General features: G+C 71.3%; 22 protein-coding genes. 15 read left to right on the forward strand and 7 right to left on the reverse strand.

Translation table 11 applies throughout. The annotated features are described in order from the left end of the window. Positions 1-42: 42 nt before the first annotated feature. Complete coding sequence (locus tag AC1DPN_RS11255) at positions 43-543, forward strand: CD225/dispanin family protein (RefSeq protein WP_477084826.1); 501 nt, start codon at positions 43-45, stop codon at positions 541-543. Positions 544-550: 7 nt separating this feature from the next. On the opposite strand, the gene AC1DPN_RS11260 is transcribed toward AC1DPN_RS11255, so the two are convergent. The 3 genes from AC1DPN_RS11260 to AC1DPN_RS11270 are packed head-to-tail and all read right to left on the reverse strand — an operon-like array spanning position 551 to position 4488. After that, the gene (locus AC1DPN_RS11260) at positions 551-1579 is read right to left on the reverse strand and encodes an arabinan endo-1,5-alpha-L-arabinosidase (protein WP_477084827.1); all 1029 of its coding nucleotides are present in this window, start codon (positions 1577-1579) and stop codon (positions 551-553) included. Positions 1580-1600: 21 nt separating this feature from the next. Next, on the reverse strand, positions 1601-3109 hold the full coding sequence (gene arfA, locus AC1DPN_RS11265) for an arabinosylfuranosidase ArfA (protein WP_477084828.1): 1509 nt from the start codon (positions 3107-3109) through the stop codon (positions 1601-1603). Further along, the gene (locus AC1DPN_RS11270) at positions 3106-4488 is read right to left on the reverse strand and encodes a glycoside hydrolase family 27 protein (RefSeq protein ID WP_477084829.1); all 1383 of its coding nucleotides are present in this window, start codon (positions 4486-4488) and stop codon (positions 3106-3108) included. The genes arfA and AC1DPN_RS11270 overlap by 4 nt, the downstream gene beginning before the upstream one ends. Before the next feature lie 324 nt (positions 4489-4812). Here AC1DPN_RS11270 and AC1DPN_RS11275 point away from each other — a divergent pair, with 324 nt between their 5' ends. The 5 genes from AC1DPN_RS11275 to AC1DPN_RS11295 all read left to right on the forward strand — a co-directional run bounded on the left by AC1DPN_RS11275 (position 4813) and on the right by AC1DPN_RS11295 (position 10040). Beyond that, entirely contained in the window at positions 4813-6174 is a 1362-nt protein-coding gene (locus AC1DPN_RS11275; protein WP_477084830.1) for an ABC transporter substrate-binding protein, read from the forward strand. Positions 6175-6248: 74 nt separating this feature from the next. Continuing rightward, the gene (locus AC1DPN_RS11280) at positions 6249-7199 is read left to right on the forward strand and encodes a carbohydrate ABC transporter permease (RefSeq protein ID WP_477084831.1); all 951 of its coding nucleotides are present in this window, start codon (positions 6249-6251) and stop codon (positions 7197-7199) included. Positions 7200-7211: 12 nt separating this feature from the next. After that, a complete protein-coding gene (locus tag AC1DPN_RS11285) occupies positions 7212-8108 on the forward strand; it encodes a carbohydrate ABC transporter permease (protein ID WP_477084832.1) in 897 nt (298 codons plus the stop codon). A gap of 4 nt (positions 8109-8112) precedes the next feature. After that, a complete protein-coding gene (locus tag AC1DPN_RS11290) occupies positions 8113-9384 on the forward strand; it encodes an arabinan endo-1,5-alpha-L-arabinosidase (RefSeq protein ID WP_477084833.1) in 1272 nt (423 codons plus the stop codon). Between the two features lie 26 nt (positions 9385-9410). Further along, positions 9411-10040 carry a YesL family protein gene (locus tag AC1DPN_RS11295; RefSeq protein ID WP_477084834.1) on the forward strand — a complete coding sequence of 210 codons (630 nt, stop codon included), beginning with the start codon at positions 9411-9413 and terminating at the stop codon, positions 10038-10040. 15 nt (positions 10041-10055) lie between these two features. Here the strand turns inward: AC1DPN_RS11295 and AC1DPN_RS11300 are convergent, their stop codons facing one another. From AC1DPN_RS11300 to AC1DPN_RS11315, 4 genes are all read right to left on the reverse strand, one after another. Next, positions 10056-11138, reverse strand: coding sequence for a LacI family DNA-binding transcriptional regulator (locus AC1DPN_RS11300; RefSeq protein WP_477084835.1), 1083 nt, complete (start codon positions 11136-11138; stop codon positions 10056-10058). Positions 11139-11196: 58 nt separating this feature from the next. Further along, the gene (locus AC1DPN_RS11305) at positions 11197-13131 is read right to left on the reverse strand and encodes a glycoside hydrolase family 127 protein (RefSeq protein WP_477084836.1); all 1935 of its coding nucleotides are present in this window, start codon (positions 13129-13131) and stop codon (positions 11197-11199) included. A gap of 63 nt (positions 13132-13194) precedes the next feature. Further along, on the reverse strand, positions 13195-13542 hold the full coding sequence (locus tag AC1DPN_RS11310; protein WP_477084837.1) for a PAAR domain-containing protein: 348 nt from the start codon (positions 13540-13542) through the stop codon (positions 13195-13197). Then, positions 13514-14290 (reverse strand): COG1470 family protein, encoded by a 777-nt coding sequence (locus tag AC1DPN_RS11315; protein ID WP_477084838.1) that lies wholly within the window; start codon positions 14288-14290, stop codon positions 13514-13516. The genes AC1DPN_RS11310 and AC1DPN_RS11315 overlap by 29 nt, the downstream gene beginning before the upstream one ends. 187 nt (positions 14291-14477) lie before the next feature. Here AC1DPN_RS11315 and AC1DPN_RS11320 point away from each other — a divergent pair, with 187 nt between their 5' ends. The 9 genes from AC1DPN_RS11320 to AC1DPN_RS11360 all read left to right on the forward strand — a co-directional run bounded on the left by AC1DPN_RS11320 (position 14478) and on the right by AC1DPN_RS11360 (position 23575). Then, on the forward strand, positions 14478-15080 hold the full coding sequence (locus tag AC1DPN_RS11320; protein WP_477084839.1) for a helix-turn-helix transcriptional regulator: 603 nt from the start codon (positions 14478-14480) through the stop codon (positions 15078-15080). 97 nt (positions 15081-15177) lie between these two features. After that, positions 15178-15846 (forward strand): Pvc16 family protein, encoded by a 669-nt coding sequence (locus AC1DPN_RS11325; RefSeq protein WP_477084840.1) that lies wholly within the window; start codon positions 15178-15180, stop codon positions 15844-15846. After that, positions 15843-17891: an ATP-binding protein gene (locus AC1DPN_RS11330; protein WP_477084841.1), complete on the forward strand. Its 2049-nt coding sequence runs from the start codon at positions 15843-15845 to the stop codon at positions 17889-17891. The genes AC1DPN_RS11325 and AC1DPN_RS11330 overlap by 4 nt, the downstream gene beginning before the upstream one ends. A gap of 131 nt (positions 17892-18022) precedes the next feature. Next, a complete protein-coding gene (locus AC1DPN_RS11335) occupies positions 18023-18724 on the forward strand; it encodes an eCIS core domain-containing protein (protein ID WP_477084842.1) in 702 nt (233 codons plus the stop codon). 131 nt (positions 18725-18855) lie between these two features. After that, positions 18856-20415: a phage tail sheath family protein gene (locus tag AC1DPN_RS11340; RefSeq protein ID WP_477084843.1), complete on the forward strand. Its 1560-nt coding sequence runs from the start codon at positions 18856-18858 to the stop codon at positions 20413-20415. 26 nt (positions 20416-20441) lie between these two features. Further along, the gene (locus tag AC1DPN_RS11345) at positions 20442-20891 is read left to right on the forward strand and encodes a phage tail protein (RefSeq protein WP_477084844.1); all 450 of its coding nucleotides are present in this window, start codon (positions 20442-20444) and stop codon (positions 20889-20891) included. Beyond that, on the forward strand, positions 20891-21349 hold the full coding sequence (locus AC1DPN_RS11350) for a hypothetical protein (protein WP_477085201.1): 459 nt from the start codon (positions 20891-20893) through the stop codon (positions 21347-21349). The genes AC1DPN_RS11345 and AC1DPN_RS11350 overlap by 1 nt, the downstream gene beginning before the upstream one ends. Further along, positions 21346-21504 (forward strand): DUF6760 family protein, encoded by a 159-nt coding sequence (locus AC1DPN_RS11355; protein ID WP_477084845.1) that lies wholly within the window; start codon positions 21346-21348, stop codon positions 21502-21504. The genes AC1DPN_RS11350 and AC1DPN_RS11355 overlap by 4 nt, the downstream gene beginning before the upstream one ends. Position 21505: 1 nt before the next feature. Then, positions 21506-23575: a hypothetical protein gene (locus AC1DPN_RS11360; protein WP_477084846.1), complete on the forward strand. Its 2070-nt coding sequence runs from the start codon at positions 21506-21508 to the stop codon at positions 23573-23575. Positions 23576-23593 lie beyond the last annotated feature (18 nt).

Below are 23593 nucleotides of genomic sequence, written 5' to 3' on the forward strand. Positions count from 1 at the left end.
CGGTTCCTACCCTCTGACGACCAGCAGATCCAGGAGGAACCCGTGGCCGAGAAGTCGAGCACCACCGATCCGACGGCAGTGATCGAGCCTCCTGTGCCGGCAGGAGCGCCGATCAGCGCGGCCCCGCCGCCCGCGGTGCCGCCGCCGCACACCGCTCCTGTACCCACCGCGCCGACGCCCGCCCCGGCTTCCGCCCCGGTCGGCTGGGTGATCGCGGCGATGATCCTGTTCTGGCCGACCGGCATCCTCGCACTGCTCGCGTCGCACCGCTCGGCCCGTGCGATCGGGGCAGCGGACGTCGACGCTGCCGTGCGCGAGACCCAGAACGCACGACGGTGGAGCATCATCAGCGTCATCGTCGGAGGCGTGCTGATCGTCGTGTCGGCACTCGTCTCGATCGTGTGGGTGGCGCTGGTGGCGGTTGCCGTGCACGATCGCGACGGGCGTACAGAGTTCGGACCGGGTCGGGGGTTGAGCAACGAGCTGCCTTTCGACGCCCCCGACCTCCGGGGCCAGTCCAACAACCAGGGATCCGACGGCTGAGGCAGAGCTAGCCGGCGTCGGACCGCTGCTCTTCCGTCGTCGTGGCGACCGGCCAGCCCTCGTCGTCCCAGGCGAGCTCGCGGAGCTCGAGCCGGAAGTCGCCGCCCGCGGCCGCGTCGTAGTAGTGCAGCGCGAGGTACCCGTCCGACACCGACTGCCCGCCGGGGCCGATCATGTCGCCGTGCGAGGTCAGCACCTGCTCGCCGCCGTCGAGCGTCATGTCCTTCCCGGTCCGGTCGACGTACGGACCGGTGACCTCGCGCGAGCGGCCGACCGCGATGTTGTAGGTCGACTCGGTGCCCTGGCAGCACGAGTCCCGCGAGACGAACAGGTAGTACCAGCCGTCGTGCAGCACGAGGTACGGCGCCTCGATCGCGTTCGGTGGTGACGTCCGGCTGGCGATCGTCGTCGGCTCGGCGCCGTCGGCGGGCTTCCCGGACGGCCACGTGAGCTCGACCAGCTGGATGCCGCCCCAGAAGGACCCGAACGCCATCCACGGCGTCCCGTCGACGTCCTGCACGACGCCGGGGTCGATCGCGTTGAAGTCGGTCTCGCCGGGCTCGGACCGGATCACCTCGCCCTGGTCGACCCAGGCGTAGTCGGGGTCGTCCGGGTCGAGTGTCGTGTTCGTCGTCAGGCCGATGACCGACCTGTTCGAGCCGAACGTCGACGCCGCGTAGTAGAGGTAGAACGTCCCGTCGTGCTCGATGACGTCCGGCGCCCAGAAGTTCGACACCCCGGGGACCGCGTCGTACACCCACTCGGGCCGCGACGCGGCGTCCCACACGGTGCCGACGAGCTCCCAGGTCGAGCCGCCGTCGGTCGAGCGCCGGATCTGCGGGCTGCCGAGCCCCTCGCGCACGTCACCGGTCGAGAACACGTACCAAGGCTCCCCCTCGGCGCCCGCGACGAGCGCGGGGTCGTGGGTGTGCAGGTCGCCCGTGAGCTCGAGCGCGGTCGCGGCCGGCGCCGGGCGCCCTGCGAGGGCGACACCGGCACCGGCGGCGAGGGCGAGAACGCCCACGACCACCCCCACGACGAGCGACCTGCGCACGACTCAGGCGCCCAGCCGGACGACGTTCCACGACACGGGCGGCAGCTGGACGGTGACGAACCCGTCGCGCAGCTCAGCGGTGCCGTTGGTGCGCGGCACGACCGACGTGTCGTCGTCGGCCGTCGCCGCCCACGTGTGGTCGGGGTTCGACAGCGTGGTGGCCTCGAGCACGCGCAGACCGGGAAGCGAACGTGTGTCGACCTGGATCGACACGGTCTCGCTCAGCGAGCGGTTGACGGCGAAGAGCGCGACCGCCCCGGACTCCGGGTCACGCGTCGCGACGGCGTCGACCAGTGCGGCGTCGCCGTACTTGGCCGTCTCGTACGTCGGCGACTCGATCGCCACCTGGAGCACGTCGCCGACCGCGTAGCGGGACGCCTGGGCGAAGGGGTGGAAGATCGTCTGCTTCCAGGACCGGCCACCCGGCTCGGTCATGATCGGCGCGATCACGTTGACGAGCTGGGCGAGCGACGCGGAGTGCACGCGGTCGGTGTGCCGCAGCAGCGAGATGAGCAGGTTGCCGACGACGACGGCGTCCGCGACGTTGTAGCGGTCCTCGAGCAGCACCGGGGCGACCGGCCAGTCGTGACCCGTGGGCGGCTGGGACTCCGCACGGTGCTGGTACCAGACGTTCCACTCGTCGAACGAGATGTGGATGCGCTTGTCAAGCTTCTTGTGCGCGCGGACGGCGTCCGCGGTCGCGCTCACGGAGTCGACGAAGTGGTCCATGTCCACGGCGGAGGCCAGGAACGAACCGAGGTCGCCGTCCTCCTCGTGGTAGTAGGCGTGGGCCGACACCAGGTCGACCTGCTCGTACGCCTCGGTCAGCACGATCCGCTCCCACTCGCCGAACGTCGGGATGGCGACGCCCGACGATCCGCACGCGACCAGCTCGAGGTCCGGGTCGACCATGCGCATCGCCCGACCGGTCTCGGCTGCGAGCCGGCCGTACTCGTAGGCGGTCTTGTGCCCGATCTGCCACGGGCCGTCCATCTCGTTGCCCAGGCACCACATGCGCACGTCGTAGGGCTCCTCGGCGCCGTTCGCCCGACGCTGGTCCGACAGTCGGGTGCCGCCGCGGACGTTGCAGTACTCCAGCAGGTCCACGGCCTCCTGGACGCCGCGGGTGCCCAGGTTGACGGCCATCATCGGCTCGACCTCGGCCAGCCTGGCCCACCGCATGAACTCCTCGACGCCCACGGTGTTCGGGTCCGTCGAGTGCCACGCGAGGTCGAGTCGCGCGGGGCGCTGCGACACGGGTCCGACGCCGTCCTCCCAGCGGTACCCGGACACGAAGTTCCCGCCCGGGTAGCGCACGGTGCTGACGCCAAGCTCACGAGTCAGCTCGAGGACGTCCTTGCGGAAGCCGTCGGCGTCGGCCGTCGGGTGCGCGGGGTCGTGGATGCCGGTGTAGACGCACCGGCCGAGGTGCTCGACGAACGAGCCGAACGTGCGTCGGCGAACCGGGCCGACACGAAACGCCGGGTCGAGGGTCAGTCGGACGGGGATCATGAGGTCTCCTGGTCTGTTCGTTGCGGTGCTGTGCGGTCGTGCTCTGTTCGGTCGGGCTCGGTGCGGTCGTGCTCAGCTCGGTCCAGCGCGATCCAACGGACCCCGTGAGGCGGGACGTCGACGACGAGCGCCCCCTCGAGGTCGCGGCGCGCGAGGTGCAGGTCGGGTCCTGGGCTCGTCGCCCACAGGTCCCGGGTGGTCCAGGTGCCTCTCGCGGCGGCGTGCCCGACGAGCGACGAGAGCGGGACCGAGACGTTCCTGGCTTGTGGGCCGGTCCAGAAGACGGCCACGTGGACCGTGTCGTCCTCGACGGCGGTCCAGACGATCAGCTCGCCGTCGTCGAGGGGCTCCCGGACGACTTCTCGCCCGTCGCTCGCGTTGCGCAGCACGTGCCCTACCGCGGGCGTCGCCAGCAGGTCGATGGTCGCGGGGTCGCTGGTCGGCAGGTCACCACCGACCATGAGCGGTGACCGGGCCATCACCCAGAGAGTGAGGAGCGTGCGCTGCTCGTCGAGGGTCAGCCGGGAGTCACGGTCCTCGCCTCGCTCGGCCCGGATGCCGATCCGCCCGAGCGGCAGCATGTCGGCGTCGGCCCACCCGCCGGGCTGCTGGAACGGCGCCCAGCGGGCCAGGCGGGCGAACTGCGCGTGGACGTCCTCCCAGCGGTCCCAGAGGTCGTCCGAGATGCGCCACATCTGGGCATGCTCCCGCAGGTGAGCGAGGTGTGCGGTCGACAGGTGCGTGCCTGGTGACAGCGACAGGACCATGTCGCGTCCCGACCGTTCGATCGCGCGCGCCCACGCCTGGATCGCCTCCGCGTGGTACGGCGCCAGCATGTCGTCGACCTTGAGGAAGTCGACCCCCCAGCTCGCGAGCTGCGCGACCAGGCCGTCGAGGTACGCCTGCGCCGCGGGGTGACCGTGGTCGAGGCCGTAGTTGTCCGGGTTCCACGCGCAGGTGGACGAGGTGTCGGCGGCGTCCCGCGCGGTCCAGGAGGTTCCCTCGACCGGCAGGTCGCGCTCGACGGCACGGCGTGGGATGCCCCGCATGAGATGGAGCCCGAACCGCAGGCCGAGCTCGTGCACCGCGGCGGCCAGAGGGCCGAAGCCCTGGCCGCCGGCGGCCGACGGGAACCGGTTCTCGGCCGGAAGCTGGCGGCCGTGGCCGTCGAGCTCGAGCGGCGCCTCGGCGTTGTAGCCGTGGGACCGGGCGGTCGGGTCGTACCAGTCGATGTCGACCACGACGGTGTCCCAGCCGTGCGGGAGCAGCCGGTCGGCCAGCACCTTGGCGTTGAGCAGGACCTCGTCCTGGGTCACCGTGGTGCCGTAGCTGTCCCAGCTGTTCCACCCCATGGGCGGCGTCTGCGCGTGCTGCGACATGGTCCAGCCCCTTCGCCGTCGTCGCTTCTACATCGTTGTAGACCGAATCATGCACATGGCCGCACGGTCGCGTCAACCAGTCGTCGAACGGGTGCGAACTCGCGCCGACGAACCGTTACGTGTTCGATGCTTGACCGGGAAGCGTTCGGTATGTCATGTTCTACATCGTTGTAGATCAACGTTGTAGAAGCAGCGCGGATCGAACGAATGAGGTCAACGACGACCCTGACGGGCCTTGGACGACCAGGCGACGGCTGCCTGGCGGAACAGTCCCCGACGCGTGACCGTGACCTCGCACATCCTCGGGATATGGGAGGCAGGACGATGAAGAGGAACAGGCTCATCGCCAGCGCTGCATGCGCGGCGATCGCCGGTGCTCTCACGCTCACGGCGTGCAGCGGCGGCGACAGCGACAGCAACGGCGACAGCAACGCCGACAAGGAGATCACCTTCATGTTCCGGGGCGGCCCGGACGAGAAGGCCGCCTACGAGACGGCGATCGCCAAGTACACGGCCGACACGGGCGTCAAGGTGAAGGTCATCGTGACCGACGCCGACCAGTACGCCACCAAGCTCCAGGCGGCCGTGGCCGGCAACAACGTGCCCGACGTGTTCTACATCGAGCAGGCAAGCCTGCAGTCGTACGTGAGCTCGGGCGTGCTCATGGACATCACCGACGAGGTTGCGGCCAGCGGCATCGACCTGGACAACATCTGGCCCTACGGCGTCGACTCCTACCGGTTCGACGGCACGCTCCAGGGCACCCCGGACGGCGCTCTCTACGGGCTGCCCAAGGACGTCGGCCCGTTCTCGTTCGGCTACAACAAGACGATGCTCGAGGCCGCAGGCATCCCGCTGCCCGACCCGGAGATCCCGCTCTCGTGGGACGACTTCGTCGACATCAGCAAGCAGCTCACGACCGACACCGACGGTGACGGTGCGATCGACCAGTGGGGCACGGGACTCAACGTCCAGTGGAACCTCCAGTCGATGGTCTGGAGCAACGGCGGTGACTGGACCAACGAGGACCGGACCAAGGTCACGGTCGACACCCCCGAGTTCGCGGAGGCGCTGCAGCAGTTCGCGGACCTCACCAACGTGGACAAGGTCACTCCGTCGGCTTCCGACGCCGCGACGCTCGACACGTACCAGCGCTGGATGGCCGGTGAGATCGGCTTCTTCCCCGTCGGCCCGTGGGACGTGAGCACGTACAACAAGCTCGACTTCGACTACGACCTCATCCCGTGGCCCGCGCTGAGCACGGGTCAGTCGGCAACGTGGATCGGCTCGTTGGGCATCGGCGTCTCCGAGACGACCAAGTACCCCGAGGACGCGGTCAAGCTGGTGACGTACCTGTCGGCCGACCCGGCCGCGCAGGAGACCCTGGTCGCCGCCGGCGTACAGATCCCCAACCTGATCGACATGGCCGAGACCTGGGCAGCAAAGCCGGACTCCACCCCGGCGAACAACCAGGAGTTCCTCGACATCGTGCAGGACTACGGCCGGGCCATGCCCGCCGCGTTCACGTACGGCGCCGAGTGGTACGACGAGCTCTGGACCAACATCCAGCCCGTCCTCGACGGCAAGCAGACGGCTGCCGACTACCTCGCCGAGGAGCAGCCGAAGATGCAGGCACTCCTCGACGAGTCGAACGGCACCGCCGAGCAGGCAGCGGCCGGTAGCTAGCTCTTCGTCGCCTCCCCGATCCCGCCGCCCGGCCACGCCTCCGGGCGGCGGGATCCCCCGGAAAGGACCGCCAGATGACCACCACCGCCGAATCGACGACGACCGGCTCTGGCCTGACGTCGGAGCAGCGGGCGAAGCAGGCCAGCCGGCGGCTGCACCGTTCGGAGCACCGCTGGGCGCTCGCGTTCGTCGCGGCCCCGATCGTCGGGTTCCTGCTCTTCACGCTCTACCCGATCTGCTTCGCCGTCTACACGTCGCTGACCAGCTGGAACGGGCTCGGTCCCAAGACGTTCGTGGGTCTCGACAACTACGTGACGCTGTTCGGGGACGAGTACTTCCGCATCTCGATGTACAACACGTTCTTCTACATGATCGGGATCCCGATCGGGCTGGCGCTGTCGCTGCTGCTCGCGCTGGCGCTCAACCGCAAGATCGTCGGGCGCACCACGTTCCGCACCATCTACTACGTGCCGGTCATCTCGTCGCTGGCCGCGATCGCGATCGTCTGGCAGTTCGCCTACAACGGCGACTTCGGTCTGATCAACCAGGTGCTCGCCTGGTTCGGGATCGACGGCCCCGACTGGCTCCAGAACACCGCAACCGTCAAGCCGGCGATCATCATCATGGCCATCTGGAAGGGCCTCGGGTACTCGATGCTGCTGTACCTGGCCGCGATCCAGGGGGTGCCCGCGTCCCTGCACGAGGCGGCAGCGCTCGACGGGGCCAACTCGTTCCAGCGGCTGCGGAACATCACGCTGCCGATGGTCCGGCCGGTGACGTTCTTCCTCGTCGTCACCAACATCATCGCCGGGTCCCAGATCTTCACCGAGATCAACATCATGACGCCCAACGGCGGCCCGGAGTTCAGCTCCGCCTCCATCGTCTGGTACATCGTGCGCAAGGCGTTCAAGTACCAGCAGGTGGGGTACGCGACGGCGATGGCAGTCGTGCTCGGGGTTCTCGTCTTCGTCATCACACTCATCCAGTTCCGCCTGAACCGGCGCAACAGCTTCAGCATCGACTAAGGGGGAACCGCCATGGCCACGACCTTGATGAAGCCGCCCACGCCGCAGGCGACCCGCAAGCCCAGCTCCAACGCCCGGCGCGAGAGCCGGCTCGGCAACGTCGCCCTGTTCGCTCTGCTCGCCGTCGGCTCGCTCGCGATGCTGGCGCCGCTGCTCTGGATGCTCACGACCTCGCTCAAGACGAAGGTGCAGGTCTTCGCCCTGCCACCTGTCTGGATCCCGGACCCGCCGCAGTGGGACACGTACGTGCGGATGTGGAGCGAGGCTCCGATCCTCTCGGGCTTCAAGAACAGCCTGATCGTCGCGCTCAGCGTGACCATCATCGGCACGTTCACGTCCGCGCTCGCCGCGTTCGCGCTGGCCAAGCTGCGGCTGCCCTACAAGAACGCGATCTTCCTGGTCCTGCTCTCGGGTCTGATGGTGCCTTACCCGACGATCATGATCCCGCAGTTCGTCATGTTCTCCCGGCTGCACTGGGTGGACACCCTGCTGCCGCTGATCGTGCCGTTCCTCTTCGGGAACATCATCATGATCTTCTTCCTGCGGCAGTACCTGTCGACGGTTCCGGACTCCATGATCGAGGCAGCCAAGATCGACGGGGCGTCCTACCTGCAGATCTTCCGCCGCATGATCGTGCCGATGATCCGTCCAGCGATCGCCGCCCAGTTCATCCTCTGGTTCATGTTCCTCTGGAACGACTACCTCGCACCGACCCTCTACCTGAACACCCCGGAGAAGCAGACGCTCCAGGTCGTGATCGCCAACCTCAACGTGGAGTTCGCGACCCAGCGGGACTACCCGCTGATCATGGCCGCGTCGTGCGTCGCGCTGCTGCCGATCCTCATCGTCTTCCTGATCTTCCAGCGACAGATCATCGAGTCCGTCGCGCTCACCGGCTCGAAGGGCTGACGCGGTGACGCAGGCCGACACCGCGTCGTGGGGGGCCCGGCACGCGCACGACCCGACGGCCGTCAGGGACGACGACGGTACGTACTGGTTGTTCTCCACGGACGCACACGCCGGCGGACCGGTCCGGGCGGGCGTACAGGTGCGCCGCTCGACCGACCTGGTGACCTGGGAGTTCCACGGCTGGGCCCTCGACGGTGTTCCGGACGACGGTGCGCGGTGGTCGGGAGCCGAGGGCCTGTGGGCGCCTGAGGTCGTCCGGGTCGGCGACGAGTGGCGCATGTACTGGTCGGCGTCGACGTTCGGCTCACGGACCTCCGCCATCGGGCTCGCCGTCGCCCCGCACCCGACCGGCCCGTGGGAAGACCGCGGACTGGTCGTCACGAGCCAGCACGACATCGACGGGCCGAATGCCATCGACGCCAACGTGGTCATCGACGGCGGCCGGCAGTGGCTGGTCTACGGCTCGTTCTTCGGGGGCATCCACGCACTCGAGCTCGACCCCGCCACGGGGACCGCACTCGATCCCGACGACGCGCCGGGTGTCCTGCTGGCCCGCCGACCACGCAGCGTCGAGGGAGCGATCGAGGGTGCCTACATCCTGGACCGGCCCGGCGGCGGGTATGCGCTGGTCGTGTCCTACGACTCCCTGTTCTCGACCTATCACGTGCGCGCCGGCGTCGCCGACCAGGTCACCGGCCCGTACCGGGACCGGGCCGGACGTGACCTGACGGACCTGGCCGGCGATCCGACCACCGTCGGCACGCTCGTCCTCGCGGGCTACCAGCTGGCGGGCGGGCGGCCCTGGCGCGCCCCGGGGCACGCGTCGGTCCTCACGGAGCCCGGGCACCAGGTGCTCGTGCACCACGTGCGCGACGGTGACGACCCGACGAAGCACGAGGTGCAGGTGCGGCGCCTCGTCTGGACCGCCGACGGATGGCCCGTCGTCTCGCCCCAGCCGTGGGCGGGTCCGCTCGAGTCCGACGACCCGACCAGCTGGCCGACCGACCCTGCCGAGCTGCTCGGCACCTGGGAGCTCGTGACGTTCGACCCCGCCGCTGCGGGAGGCGTCACCGCCTCACGCCTCGTCGAGGTGGACGACGCCTACCTCGCGGGCGCCCGCTCGAGCGGCGCGGGCCGCTTCTCGTGGCCGGACAGTGCCCTCGAGATCGTCGCCTTCCCGTCGGTCGACGCCGTCCGAGGCGTCGCGACGCTGTCGTTCGCGGGGCTCGACAGCGCCGGCCGTGCACTGGTTGCGACGAGGGTGGTGGAGCCGTGAGCGTGGTCGGGCACGACAATGTCGACATGACCGGCTGGGCAGACCGCGTGATGGTGTTCCTTCGCTTCGCCGCGCAGCTCGTCGCGATCAACCTCTTGATGGCGCTCGGCACCCTGGCCGGTGCGGTCGTCCTGGGCCTGTACCCCGCCCTCGGAGCAGGAAGTGGCCTCCTGGCCCGGCTCGCGGCAGGTGACCCGTCCGAGCATCTGCTGCGCGAGTTCTGGGACGTCTACCGCTCGCAGTTCTGGCGCCTCAACCTGCTCGGCGTGCCATTCACCGTGGCCGCCGTCTTCCTGGCGACCGACTCCGAGATCCTGGCTGCGGCCTCCCCCGGACCTCTCACGGCGTTCCTCGGGCTGGCCGTCTGGATCCTGTCGGCGTACCTGGTCGTGGCACTCATGGTGCTCGTGCGGGTCGCGCGCCGGTACGACGAGCCCGCGGGCCGCACGTGGAGATTCGTCGTCCTGGCGCCACTGCTCGGGCCACTGACCAGCCTGGTCGTGCTCCTGACGCTCGCGGTGCTCGTCCTCACCTTTGCGCGCTTCGTCGTGCTGGTGCCGCTGGTAGGCCTGAGCCTGCCCCTCTTGGTCAGCGGGTGGCTCGTGGACCAGCGACTGACGCGGATCGACACGCGCCACGAGACCGACGTCGCCTGAGGACAGCCTGCACGGTCAGACGACGACCGAGCGTCCCTGCTGTCCGCCGACCGGGACGGGAGCCTGCTCGCCGAGCGTCGACTCCCGCCCGACGATCGCGAAATCCGTGATGACGCGCACGAACGGCCTGTCGCGATCGGTGTCCTCGACCCGCGCGAGGAGCAGCTCGACAGCCGTCGCCGCGATCTGCTCGCGCCCCGGCGCCACGGTCGAGAGGGTCGGCGACGAGTACGCCGTCTCCTCGATGTCGTCGAACCCGATCACCGCGATCTGACCCGGCACGTCGACCCGCCGCGCGTGCAGCGCGTGCAGGGCGCCGAGCGCCAGGGCGTCGTTGAGCCCGAAGACCGCGTCGATCTCGATCCCGTCGTCCAGGAGCCGGTGCATCGTCTCGGCGCCGGTCGAGCGGTGCCAGAGCCCGGCCTCACCCATGAGGGCGGGGTCGAACGGCACGCCCGCCGCCTCCAGCGCGCTCCGGTAGCCCTGCACGCGGAGCGCGGCCGAGCCCATCGTCTCGCCCTCGTGCGCACCGATGACGGCGATCCGCCGACGCCCGAGGTCCAGCAGGTGCTGCGTCGCCGCACGCGCGGCCTCGACGTTGTTCATGGTCACGTGGTCGGCCGGGCCGCCGAAGATCCGCTCGCCCAGCAACACCATCGGGAAGTCGACCTCGAGCGCGTCGGCGTCCTGCGGACCGAGGGCGAGGGGCGAGAAGATCAGGCCGTCGGTCAGGTGCCGGCGCTGGCCGGAGAGAACCTCGAGCTCGCGCTCGCGCACCGACCCGGTCTGCTCGATGAGCACCGTCAGACCGCGGGCCTCGGCCGCGCGGATCACCGAGTCGGCGAGCTCGGCGAAGTACGGGAGCGAGAGCTCGGGCACGGCCAGACCGATGATCCCAGTGCGACCCCGGCGCAGGTTCCGCGCCGAGATGTTGACCTGGTAGCCGAGCTCGGCGATCGCCGCCTCGACCCGCTGCTTCGTCTCGGCCCGGATGTACGGGTACTCGTTGACGACGTTGGACACGGTCTTGATCGAGACACCGGCACGCGCCGCGACCTCGTGCATCGTCACAGCGGTGCCGCGCTTGGCCGTGCTCATCGCTTCTCCTGAGATCGTCGACATCCGTTCGACGCCCAGGGTCGCATCCCTGCCGTCGTCATGGTCGTTCCGCCACGGGAATCCACACCCGCATCGCCCCGGTGCCACGGTTGCCCCACCGTGAGTACGGGACCGCTCGGACGGTCAGCCGATGCTCGCCGACGCCGACCGGCCTGGGACCGGCGACGTAGAGCGGCTCCGACCCCGAGGGACTGTGCACCACGTCCACGACGACCGTGTCTCCCGCCCGCTCCGCGTGCGGCGGACTGTCCGCCAGCAGCGCGAGGTCCTCGAGCACGACGTCGTCGGGCAGGCTGTCCGGAAGACAAGCCGCCTCGATGCAGTAGACGACCGGCCCACGCCGCAGTGCGACGCACCCGCGGACCGCGTCGACCCGTGGGTGGGCGCGGACCGTGACGACGGGCATCGGCAGCTCGAGCTCGACGCGGTGCCACGGCCCGGCGACCGTGACGTAGCCGTCCGTGACTCGGACCTCGTGCTCCGTCCCGTCCACCGTCAACCGGACCGCAGCGGCATCCGCCCAGGACGGGACGCGGAGGGCGAGATCCTCGCGCAGCCCGCCGGGTCCTGCGTCGACCACCACCCGGCCGTCGGCCGGGTAGTGCGTGCGCACAGTGACGCGGTCCGGGCCGAGCCGCAGGTCGGCGTCGGCGAAGAGGTGGACCTGCATGCCGCGGTCGTCCCGTGTGCACACGTAGGACTGGAGCGAGGCGACGAGCCGGGCGAGGTTCGGCGGGCAGCACGCGCACGCGAACCAGGGCAGCCGGCCGGACGGCGAGTACTCGCTGGAGCCGTCGTGGCCGGTCCGTACCTGCAAGGGGTTGGAGTAGAAGAACCTCGTGCCGTCGTCGGACGTCGACGCGGGGATCGCGTTGTAGAGCGTGCGCTCCATCTCGTCCGCGAACCGCCCCTCGCCCGTGAGCAGCAGCATCCGCCACGCCCACTGGAAGGTGCCGATCGCCGCGCACGTCTCGGCGTAGGCACGGTCCGGCGGCAGCTCGTAGGGATCGCCGAACGCCTCGTCCTTGTGCCGGGACCCGATGCCGCCCGTCACGTAGGTGCTCGTGGTCTGCGCCGACTCCCACAGGCGCAGCAGGGCGGCCCTCAGCTCGGGGTCACCGGTCTCCGCGACGACGTCCGCCACGCCCGCCGCGAGGTACACCTGACGCACCGCGTGCCCCGTCACCTCGGTGACGTCACGTACGGGTCGGTGGTCCTGGTGGTAGCCCGGCTCGAACGGGCCGGAGCCGAGCACCCCCGAGCCGCGCAGGTCCACCTGTCGTGCGGCCAGGTCCAGGTACGACCGCTCGCCCGTCAGGCGGTAGAGCTCGACGAGCGCCGTCTCGACCTCGGGGTGGCCGCAGTAGCCGACCTCTCCCCCGGCGCCGAACCGCTCGACCGCCAGGTCCGCGAACCTGCGTGCGACGTCCAGCAGGTCGGTGCGTCCGGTGGTCCGGGCACGGGCGACGGCCGCCTGCACCAGGTGCCCGAGCACGTACAGCTCGTGCCCCCACCGCAGGTCGGCGAAGGCCACGTCCGTCTCGCCGCCCTGGTACGCCGAGTTGAGGTAGCCGTCCTCGCGCTGGACCTCGGCGAGCAGGTCGACGAGCTCCCGCGTGCGCGCCTCCCACGGCTGGTCGTCGGGCACGCGACCCGCCTCCCAGGCGATGGCCTCGAGCGTCTTGTGCACGTCGGAGTCGACGAAGTTGAAGCCGCGGTGCGCCGCGTCCGAGCGCCCGACGAGCCGGCGCAGGTTGTCTACCGCACCGGACGCCTCGAGCTGCGCGAGCACGTGCGGGATGGTCGCGTCACGGTTCAGCGCCTGCCAGCGGCCCAGGTACGAGTGACCGCTCAGGGTCACCGCGTCGAAGGGCAGCGGGCGCAGCCTGACGTGCTCGGACCGCGGCGCCGTCGGCCCGTCGACGGGTCGGACGATGGTCGCCGGGCCAGTGCGGGTCGCGACGGAGGTCATCCTGCGACTCTACATCGTTGTATACGCCTCTGAGCAGGGACGTGGCAGATTCTTCCCCCGCTCTCACCCTCCGATGATCACCGTCAGGCAGCCCGGCCCGGGGGCCACCGGGACGCCGTGCAGGCTCTGGTCGGCCAGCCGGGCGGCGGGGAATCCACCGATGAGCACCGTGAGCGAGCCCGTGGCGATGCCGTTCGGGGCCGGCGAGACACACGGGATCGACCCGGGCACGGCGTTCGCGACCGCCGCGGGCTGGCCACCGATGAGGACCGTCATCACCCCGGCAGCAGGCGTGATCGGGCCCCCGACGTGTGGCTTCGGCCCGTCCGACAAGGGGCAGAGGGCGACGTCTCCGACGCGCAGCGCGGGACCGGCGGGCATCTCACGGCGCTCGCGGAGGGTCGGGGTCACGACCATCCCGCTGGAGACCCGCGAGCAGGTGGTCGACCCACACGACCAGCAGGAGCGCGACCAGAGCGGGCATCGCCTTGAGGAGCCACCTCGGAATGGTGGCGGTCTGGACGTGCGTGCCGTCGAGCAGCACGGGGGTGCTCAGGTCCGTCGCAGCGGTGACGACGAACGGCATCGCCACGTCGGCGCCGCGCCACAGCCGACGCGTCGGCGTCAGGCGGACGGTGGTGAAGGCCACCGTGCCCGGCGGGACGGAGACGATCTGCGGGCTGACGCGACACCTGCTCGCCCCCCGGTCGTCGGCGGCCGCGAGCGACACCGCGACAGGCACGTTCCCCCGGTTGTCCAGCACGACCTGGTGCTTGGCGGTCCCTCGCCCGTGCGACGTCCGCGGCAGGAGCTCCGCCGTCGTCTCGAGGAAGGCCAGGACCTCGACGACGCCCTCCGGCGTCACCGCCTCGTCCACGTGCGGGAACGGGACCACCCGGATGCCGAAGTCGAGCTGTCCGGCAGGGACGCCGGGCGACCGCGGCGGCGAGAAGCGCACGGTGGCCGTCGTGGCCGCGCCCGGGTGGAGCCCCTCGATGACCGCGGGCTCGACCGTCGTCCACGCGGCCGGGGCTCCGAGCACCTCGATCTGGTACCCCTCCTCCACCTGACCGGTGTTGCGGATGTGCAGGGGTACGACCGCCTCCGTGCCCGGGCTGAGCTCGACTCTCGCCGAGTCGAGCCTGGCCGTCGTCGTCATGCTCGGACGCTAGGACGGCGAGGGTGCCGTCGGCACGGCCGGGCGCCCGGTCGTTGGGGCAAGGTCGCTGCCCGTTGAGTCGTTGTTGACTGCACGATCAGTGCTCGCGTGCACGCTGGCCGGACGCGGCACCCGCACGGGGTGCCGCCGAGGGTGGGAGCGGGCCATGGAACGCGTCGCTGTATGGGTGAGTGCGAGAGATCCGATCTCGGAGGCGGGCGTCGTCAGTGCGCTCCGGCCACGGCCCGAGGTGCGGGTGCTCCCGGCGGACGAGGCCGCGTCGTCGCAGGTCGCCGTGGTGGTGGCCGACGCCGTCGACGACGACTCCCTGCGGCTGGTGCGCATGGTGCGCCGCCAGAGCCCGAGCCAGGCCGTGCTCGTCGCGGGGCGGCTCGAGGACGGCGACGTCGTCACCGCGGTGGAGGCCGGCGTGCTGGGCCTCGTCCGGCGCAGCGAGGCGACGCCCGACCGCCTGGTCCGGGTCATCTGCGGCGCGGCGACGGGCGAGGGCAGCGTCCCACCCGACCTCCTCGGACGGCTCCTCGACCAGGTCGGCACCCTGCAGCGACAGGTGCTCCGACCACGCGGGCTGACGTTCACCGGCCTGGCCACCCGCGAGATCGAGGTGCTCAAGCTCGTCGCCGACGGGTATGACACGGCCGAGATCGCCCACAACCTCGCGTACTCCGAGCGGACGGTGAAGAACGTGCTGCACGACGTGACGACCCGACTGCAGCTCCGCAACCGGTCGCACGCGGTCGCGTACGCGCTCCGCGAGGGGCTCATCTGAGCGTGCCCTTTCGGGTCGGGCCCGTGCCTGATCGGCTGTCCCGCGTCGCGTGCGGGTGGCGCGCGGTCGCGGCACGGTGGCCGTGGAGGTCGAGCGCATGATCGGTGACGTCGACGAGGCCCTGCGCACGCTGGTGCGCGACGCGGTCGCGAGCCCGGACGTCGAGGTCGTGCTCGACGCCCCGACCACCGACTGGGCAGCGCGCCGCAACGCGCCGACCGTCGACGTCTACCTGTACGACCTGCGCGAGGACCTGCGGCGACGGTCCCGCGGGGTCCTCGAGAACCGGGTCGAGGGCAAGGTCGACGCGCGGTACCAACCGCCGCGGCACTTCCGGCTCTCGTACCTGGTCACGGCCTGGACCCAACGGCCCGAGGACGAGCACCGCCTGCTCGACGCCGTGCTGCGCCACCTGCTGCGCTTCGACGCGCTGCCCGAGGCCGTGCTCGACGGCCAGCTCGTCGCGGCGGGTGCCCGGGTGCCGCTCTTCGTCGGGCTGCCGCCGCCCGAGGACCGCGGCTTCGCGGACGTCTGGAGCGCGCTCGGTGGCGAGCTCAAGCCGTCGATCGACGTCGTCGTCGACGTACCTGTCCTCACGGCTGTCAGTGCGGCCGTCGGACGTCCGGTCGAGGAGAGTCTCCGCCTCGACCTGTCCGACAAGCACAGCGGCACCGGGGACGTCGGCGTGCAACGGCACACGCCTCCGCCCGCCCGAGCCGCGCAGCCGTCGCGCCCTGCCCGAGCACGCTCACGGAAGAGCCCATGAGCGCCGGGCTCGACGTCGACCCGAGCACGGCGCACGTCCTGGGCCGCCTGGCGGCCGTGGAGGAGAGCGTCCGCGCGCTCGTCGCGCGCCGTCGCTCCGACGACCCGCAGCCGGACGACCCGTTCCGTGGCCTCTACCTCAGTGAGGAGACCGTGGACCGGCTGCTCTCCGGCTCGGCCCTCGAGCCGCTCTCGGGCGCCGTCGGCACCCGCATGGCCGCGTGCGAGCGCGCCGCCGACGAGGCCGAGACCGCGGGTGAGCACCTGCGCCTGCGCGTCCTCGCCCGCGACTTCGACCTCGACCCGCTCGACGTCGAGCTGCTGCTCGTCGCCCTGGCGTGCGAGGTCGACTCGAGGTTCGAGCAGCTGTTCGGGTACCTCAACGACGACGTGACGCGCAGGAGACCGTCGGCGGCCGTCGCGCTCGCGCTGTGCGGGGTCCCGCTGTCGTCGCCGCACGGCCGGTACCGGCTCGAGCACGGTCCCCTCGTCAGGTCGGGGCTCCTCGTGCTCGAGGAGCCCGACCGGCCGCTGCCGGGCCGCCCGCTGCGCGTGCCGGACCGTGTGGTGGGCCACCTGCTCGGGGCGGACGCGCCGGACCCGACGCTCGACGGCATACTCGTCGAGGTCGACGCGGTCCTGTGGGGCGACCCGACGCAGCTCGCCGGAGCGCTCACCCGCGGCGCCCGCCTCGTGTACCTCCGTGAGCCGCCCACCGGCTCCGGCCGGGTGCTCGCCGTCCGCGCCCTGCACGAGGTCGGCCGGCAGGCGGTCGTCCTGGATGGCGCCGCGCTCGGGGCGAGCCACGACGTGCTCGGCGCGGTGCGCACCGCGGTGCGAGAGGCGCACCTGACCGGGGCCGGCGTCGTCGTCGGTGGCGTCGAGGGGCTCGTCGACCACCCACGCGCTCTGCGGACGCTCCTCGAGGCGCAGGTCCCGGTGCTCGTCGTCGGCCGGCGCACCTGGGATCCCTCGTGGAGCGACTGGCCGCCGCTGCTGTTCGACGTCCCGACGTCCACCGTCGCCGAGCGCACGGACCTGTGGCTCAGCTCGCTCGGGACCGACCTGCTGGACACGGCCGCGGCCACGGCTCCGTTCCGGCTCCGTCCCGAGCAGGTGACCCGCGCGGCGCGCGCAGCCCGGCAGCAAGCCGTGCTCGACGGCGAGCTCACGGTGGACCATGTCCGCGTCGGGGCCAGGGCGGAGAACGGGACCGAGCTCGAGCGGCTCGCCCGGCGCATCGAGCCGGCGGTCGGCTGGGACGACCTCGTCCTGCCGACGAGCGCGCTCACGGCGCTGCGCGAGATCTCCACCCGCGCCCGGTACCGCGAGCAGGTTCTGGGCGACTGGCGGATGCGTCCTGGCGGGGGCCGCGGCCACGGGGTCGCAGCGCTGTTCGCGGGCGACTCGGGGACGGGCAAGACGATGTCCGCGGAGGTCGTCGCGCGGGACCTGGGGCTCGAGCTCTACGTCGTCGACCTCGCGACCGTCGTCGACAAGTACATCGGCGAGACCGAGAAGAACCTCGAGCGCATCTTCGCGGGCGCCGCCGGCGTGAACGCCGTGCTGCTGTTCGACGAGGCCGACGCGGTCTTCGGTCGCCGCAGCGAGGTCAAGGACGCGCACGACCGGTACGCGAACATCGAGAGCGCGTACCTCCTGCAGCGGATGGAGACGTTCGACGGCCTCGTGATCCTGGCGACGAACCTGCGCGCGAACATCGACGACGCGTTCATCCGGCGGCTCGACGTCGTCGTCGACTTCCCGCTGCCCGACGCCACCCAGCGCGTCGCGCTGTGGGACCGCAGCCTGGGCCACCGCGTACCGCGCGACGACGACATCGACCTGCGGTTCTGCGCGGAGTCGTTCGAGCTGGCAGGCGGTGCCATCCGGTCCGCCGCCGTGACCGCGGCCTACCTGGCCGCTGCGGACGGCGGGACGCTGGCGATGCGCCACGTGGTCGCGGCCATCTACCGGGAGTACCGCAAGCTCGGCCGGCTGACGTTGGAGAGCGAGTTCGGGCCGTACTGGCCGCTCCTTCGCTGAGCGCGCGGCCACCGGGCACGCCTGCGCTGCGCGAACGGGCAGTCGACGTGCCCTCGCGAACGGCCGGGCTGCGCTCGTGCATCGGGCAGGGCCGATGCCACCGTCTGCTGGAGGACCGCCGAGAGGGGCCGATGATGCGTTCGCACGACCATCTGGACGAGAGCGAGGGTGTGCGGACGACGCCGCCCCGGACGGAAGACGTGCACGCGGCACCGGTCGTCGCGCGAGCCCTGGCCGCAGGCCGGCCCGACCTGCTCGGCAGCTCGGGGCTCGCCTACCTGCAACGCACCGCAGGCAATGCCTCGACGGCCGGCCTCGTCGAGGACGAGCCGTCCCCCGTGCTGGGCGTCCTCGCCTCCGGCGGCGGGCAGCCGCTCGACGCCGGCCTGCGAGCCGACATGGAAGGGCGTCTCGGGCACGACTTCGGCGACGTGCGCGTGCACACCGACAGCGCTGCCGGCGACTCCGCGCGTGCCGTCGGGGCGCACGCCTACACGGTCGGCAGCGACATCGTGTTCCAGCGCGACGCGTTCGACCCGACGTCCCAGGCAGGTCGCACGACCCTCGCGCACGAGCTGACGCACGTGGTCCAGCAGCGCTCGGGCCCCGTCGACGGGACCCCCACCGGCGACGGGGTGCAGGTGTCCGACCCGTCCGACAGGTTCGAGACGGCGGCGGCGGCCAACGCCGAACGTGTGATGGCGACGCCGTCGGGCACGTCGGGAGAGGGGCCCGCGGTGCAGCGCCAGGAGGAGCCCGAGGAGGACGAAGAGCTCCAGGGCTCGTTCGTGCAGCGCGAGGAAGCCGAGGACGACGAGCTCGTGCAGGGCTGACCGGCAGCACAGGCAACACGTTCGGCCCGATCGGGCACATGCGGCGCCCTGACGGGCGACCCACCGGCCTCACTCCCCAGGGCCGCGCCGCCGGAGGCTGGACGCACAGTCTCGGTGCCTGAGGAGGGAACATGCCGACCTATCTGTCGCCCGGCGTCTACGTCGAGGAGGTGGAGGCGGGATCTCGACCCATCGAAGGGGTCGGGACCTCTGTCGCCGCGTTCGTCGGAATGGCGGCGAAGGGCCCGTTCAACCAACCCACGCTCGTGTCCAACTGGACCCAGTTCTCGGAGGTCTTCGGTGACTTCCTGCCCGGCTCGTACCTCGCGCACTCGGTCTTCGGGTACTTCCTGAACGGCGGCAGCAGCGCGTACGTCGTCCGGATCGGGCAAGCCGGGGTCCACGACGAAGCCGTCACCGGTGCCAAGCCGAAGGCCCTGCCGGCCGGCGCGCAGGCCGTGATCGGCGCCTACCGCGTGCAGGCGTCGGACAAGGCACCGAAGTCGAAGAAGCTGACGGTCGAGGTCGCGGACCCGGGTGGCGACAGCCCGCCCGAGGACCAGTTCAAGATCGTCGTGCACCTCGACGGCAAAGAGGCCGAGTCGTTCGACAACGTGACGACCAAGCGCGGTGACGACAACGTCGCGACGAAGGTCAACCAGCTCAGCAAGCTCATCACGATCGAGGAGCTCACGTCCGGCAGCGCCCTGGCCAAGCCGGACAAGGGCGTCGCGGATCTCGTGGTCCCGGAGCCGGAACCCGAGCCACCTGCCACGGGTGATCTGGGCGCCGACGACTACATCGGCGACGCCGCCGACCGCACCGGCTTCAGCGGGCTCGAGGCGATCGACGAGGTGACGATCGTCGCGGTGCCGGACCTGGTGGCGGCGCTCGAGCAGGGCGCGATCGACCTGGAGACGTTCCAGTCCGTCCAGCTCGCGATGATCGCCCACTGCGAGCTCATGGGTGACCGCATGGCGATCCTCGATCCCCCGCCGGGCCTGAACCCGCAGCAGGTCAAGGACTGGCGGGTCGACGGCGCCAACTACGACTCGAAGTACGCGGCCCTGTACTGGCCGTACGTGAAGGTGTTCGACCCCGCGACGGGGAGCAACCGGTTCGTCCCGCCGTCGGGTCACGTCGCCGGCATCTGGGCCCGCAGCGACGAGACCCGTGGCGTGCACAAGGCACCCGCGAACGAGGTCATCCGGGGCGCGATCACCCTGGCGACGCAGATCACGCGTGCGGAGCACAACCTGCTCAACCCGGTGGGCATCAACGCCATCCGCACGTTCCCCGGTCGAGGGGTCCGCGTGTGGGGCGCGAGGACGCTCTCGTCCGATCCCGCCTGGCGGTACGTCAATGTCCGACGCCTCTTCAACTACCTCGAGGAGTCGATCCTCGTCGGCACCCAGTGGGTCGTGTTCGAGCCGAACGACGACGCGCTGTGGGCGCGGATCCGCCGCACGATCGGGGCGTTCCTGGTCAACGAGTGGCGCAAGGGCGCGCTCTTCGGGCTCAGCCCGGAGGAAGCGTTCTACATCCAGTGCGACCGGGAGACGAACCCGTCGGAGGCCATCGACGCCGGTCAGGTCACGTGCCGCATCGGCGTCGCACCCGTCAAGCCGGCCGAGTTCGTGATCTTCCAGCTCTCGCAGTTCTCGGGCGGCACGAGCCTCGCGAGCGAGTGACCAGACCACAAGGAGCGTGACTGACCATGGCACTTCCCGACGAGTTCGACCTCGCGACCGCGTACGCCTTCAGCGTGAAGATCGACGGCATCCAGATCCCGCACGTCATGGAGGTCAGCGGGCTCAAGGCCGAGGTCGACAAGGTGACCTACCAGCAGCAGGCGCAGGACGGAAAGTTCGTCACGCGCCAGATGATGGGCCGGCAGAAGGCCGGAGAGTTCAAGGTCAAGCGCGGCCTGACGGACTCGACGACGGTGACCGACTGGCTCAAGGCGGTCTTCGAGGGCAAGCTCACCGACGCCCGCAAGACGGCCGAGGTCGCGATCTACACGTCCGACAACCAGGTGCTCAAGCGGATGAACTTCCGCAACGTCTGGGTCAAGGACGTCGAGCTGGGCGGAACCCTCAAGGCCGGCTCGACCGAGCCGCTGTCCGAGACGTTCACCGTGTGCTGGGACGAGATGGAGTTCGCGTGATGCGACGCTCCCAGCCCTCTGTCCTCGACGAGCCGGAGCTCGCCGAGCCGACCGACCTGTCGTCGGGCCGGTCGTCCCGACGCGAGGCGCTGCGCACCGAGTTCGACTTCCAGCTCCCCCGCGGGTACCTGGACGCGGACGGGGTCCTGCACCGCAGCGGCACCATGCGGCTGGCCACGGCGCGCGACGAGCTGCTCCCCCTGTACGACTCACGCGTCCAGGAGAACCCGGCCTTCACGACCGTCGTGCTGCTGAGCCGGGTCATCACGAGCCTGGGCACGCTGTCCGGGGTCTCGTCGAGCGTGATCGAGCACATGTTCGCGTCCGATGTCGCCTTCCTGCAGGACCTCTACCGCCGGATCAACGCCGAGGGGCACACGCACGCTGCCGTGACCTGCCCGGCCTGCGCCCACCGGTTCGACGTCGACCTCTCCGGCGGGCGCCTGGGGGAATCGTGACGTACGCGTCCGAGCAGCTCCACCAGGAGGTCGCGTACGTCGCTTACCACTTCCACTGGTCGCTGGACCAGATCCTCGACCTGGAGCACCCCCAGCGCCTCCGGTACGTCCAGGAGATCGCGGCCATCAACCGCCGCATGACCGAGGAGCACTGACGTGCGCTGGCCGTGGCAGCGTGACGACGTCCCGCACCCAGACACGGAGGGCCCGAGTGCCGCCGCGGAGTCGCGTGCCGGCTGGGCGTTCACGCCGCCGCTGCAACGCACGATCGGTGAGCCGACGCTCACGATGCGTCCCTTGGAGTTCGTCGCCGACCTGCCGACGAGGGCGCGTCCGATGCTCACGGGCGAGATGTCGCACGTCGTCTCCCCGGTCGCCCCGTGGGGCGTGCTCGACGGCGACGGCGACCGGGACGGCGGCCGGCTCGGGTCACCGTCGACCAGCTCACCGGACGTCGACCTGGCCCTCGTCCCACCCAGCCCGCCCGTACGCCGCTCGGCTGTGCAGCGCCGCACGGCGGGCACCCTGACGCGGCTCGCCTCGGCGCCGCAGGGCCTCCCGACCATGCGGGTGGTACCCGTGGAGCCCCCGACGACACCGGTAGCACCACCGGCCGACCTCGTCGAGCAAGCCGAGCCTGATCCATCCACGGAGCCTGGGCTCGGGGAAACGACGACGCTCCAGCGCACTCCACTGCCGTCGTTCGCCGGCGCCGACGCTCCCGAGTCCTACTCGGACGGCTCCGCCACCTTCGTCCCGCTGCCTGGGGCGCACCCTCATGGCGATCGCACGGCATCGGTCGATCGCACGGCGTCGCGACGCGACACCGAACAGGCGACGAGCGGGCCGGCCGCTGCTGGCGACTCGGTGGTGCACCAGGTGCAACGTCGAGTGGGCCTGGGGGAACCGCTGCAGTCCCTTGCAGTCCTTCCCTCGACCCCTCCACCCGTCGCGCACCGCACCCGGGCCGACCTGCCCACGGTCCAGCCGACGCCAGACCGGTCCGACCTCTCGGTCCGGGCACCGGACGCCTCCCCGGAGACCGGCCCCGACGCGGTCCACGTCGACGGGCCGACGCTCCCCGCTCCTCCGTCCCTGCGGCTCGCACCCGTCACCGGGGCTCGTGAACCCGACCCGGGTCATCCCACGCAGGTGCCCGACGAGCTGGCACGAGCGACAGAGTCGACCGTCACCCCGGGCGTGCCAGGGCGGGCGGGTCACGACACGCCGGGGCCGGCGGCGACCGCGACAGGGACGAGCCCGGGGACGGCGGCGACCGGGACGGCGACGTCGCCCGGCGACCTGCCCGTGGTCGCACGAACCCTGGCGCACAGCCCGACGAGCACCACTACACCGGTCACACCGCCGGCGGCTGTGCCGACCCGCGGTGCGGCCGCACCCGTGCCCGGAGGACTGCCGACGACCCCGTGGTCGCCGCGAGCCCCGCACGCCGACGTGCGCGGTCCGTCCGGCGGTCTGGCAGTGAACGTGGCCTCCGTCGCCCCCACGACGAGCGCCGCACCCGACGCAGCGCTCCACGAGTCCACGCCGGCTGTCGAGACGGGGTCACCGAGCTCCCCGCACGACACCCCGGCACCGCTCCTCGTCCCCACCGCCGCGCAGCGCGCGCCGCTCCTCTCCGTCGCGCGTCTGCCCCTGCACGCCACCTCCCCGGTCCCGCCGAGCACGCTCGGCGGGCCTGGTCGGGTCGCCTCGCGCCCCGCACCGGGAGGCTCCGTCCACGCGCGCCCGGTCGAGCTCACCGCGATGCCCGTGCACGGCGACGGCGTTCCGGGTGAACCCGGCTCCCCGGTCAGGACGCTGGTCACCGTCGCGCGCGCCGTCCAGCCGTCACCGGGACCCGCCGCCTCGCACTCACGGCCACGGGCGACGGCGCCCGGCAGGCAGAGCGAGCGCCTCAGCACGCCTCCCTCGACCGTCCTCGACCTCGCGCGACCGGTCCAGCGCGCACCGTCCGACCCGGAACCGGCGGCCGAGCCGGCCCCGGAGCCGGAGCCCGCAGCCGCGCCCCCCTCCACGCCGGCCGCGACGGTCACCGCTCCGACGTCGGGCACCCCGGCACCGGCGGGCGCGTCACCGTTCGCCACCGCCTCGGCCGCCGACCTCGACGAGCTCGCCCGGCGTCTGACGCCGCCGCTGCTGCGCCGCGTGCGTGGGCAGCTGCTCGTGGACCGCGAGCGCCGCGGCGTCCGCGTGGACCTGTGAACGTGACGACGACGAGGA

Source organism: Cellulomonas sp. P4_H4 (assembly GCF_056400865.1).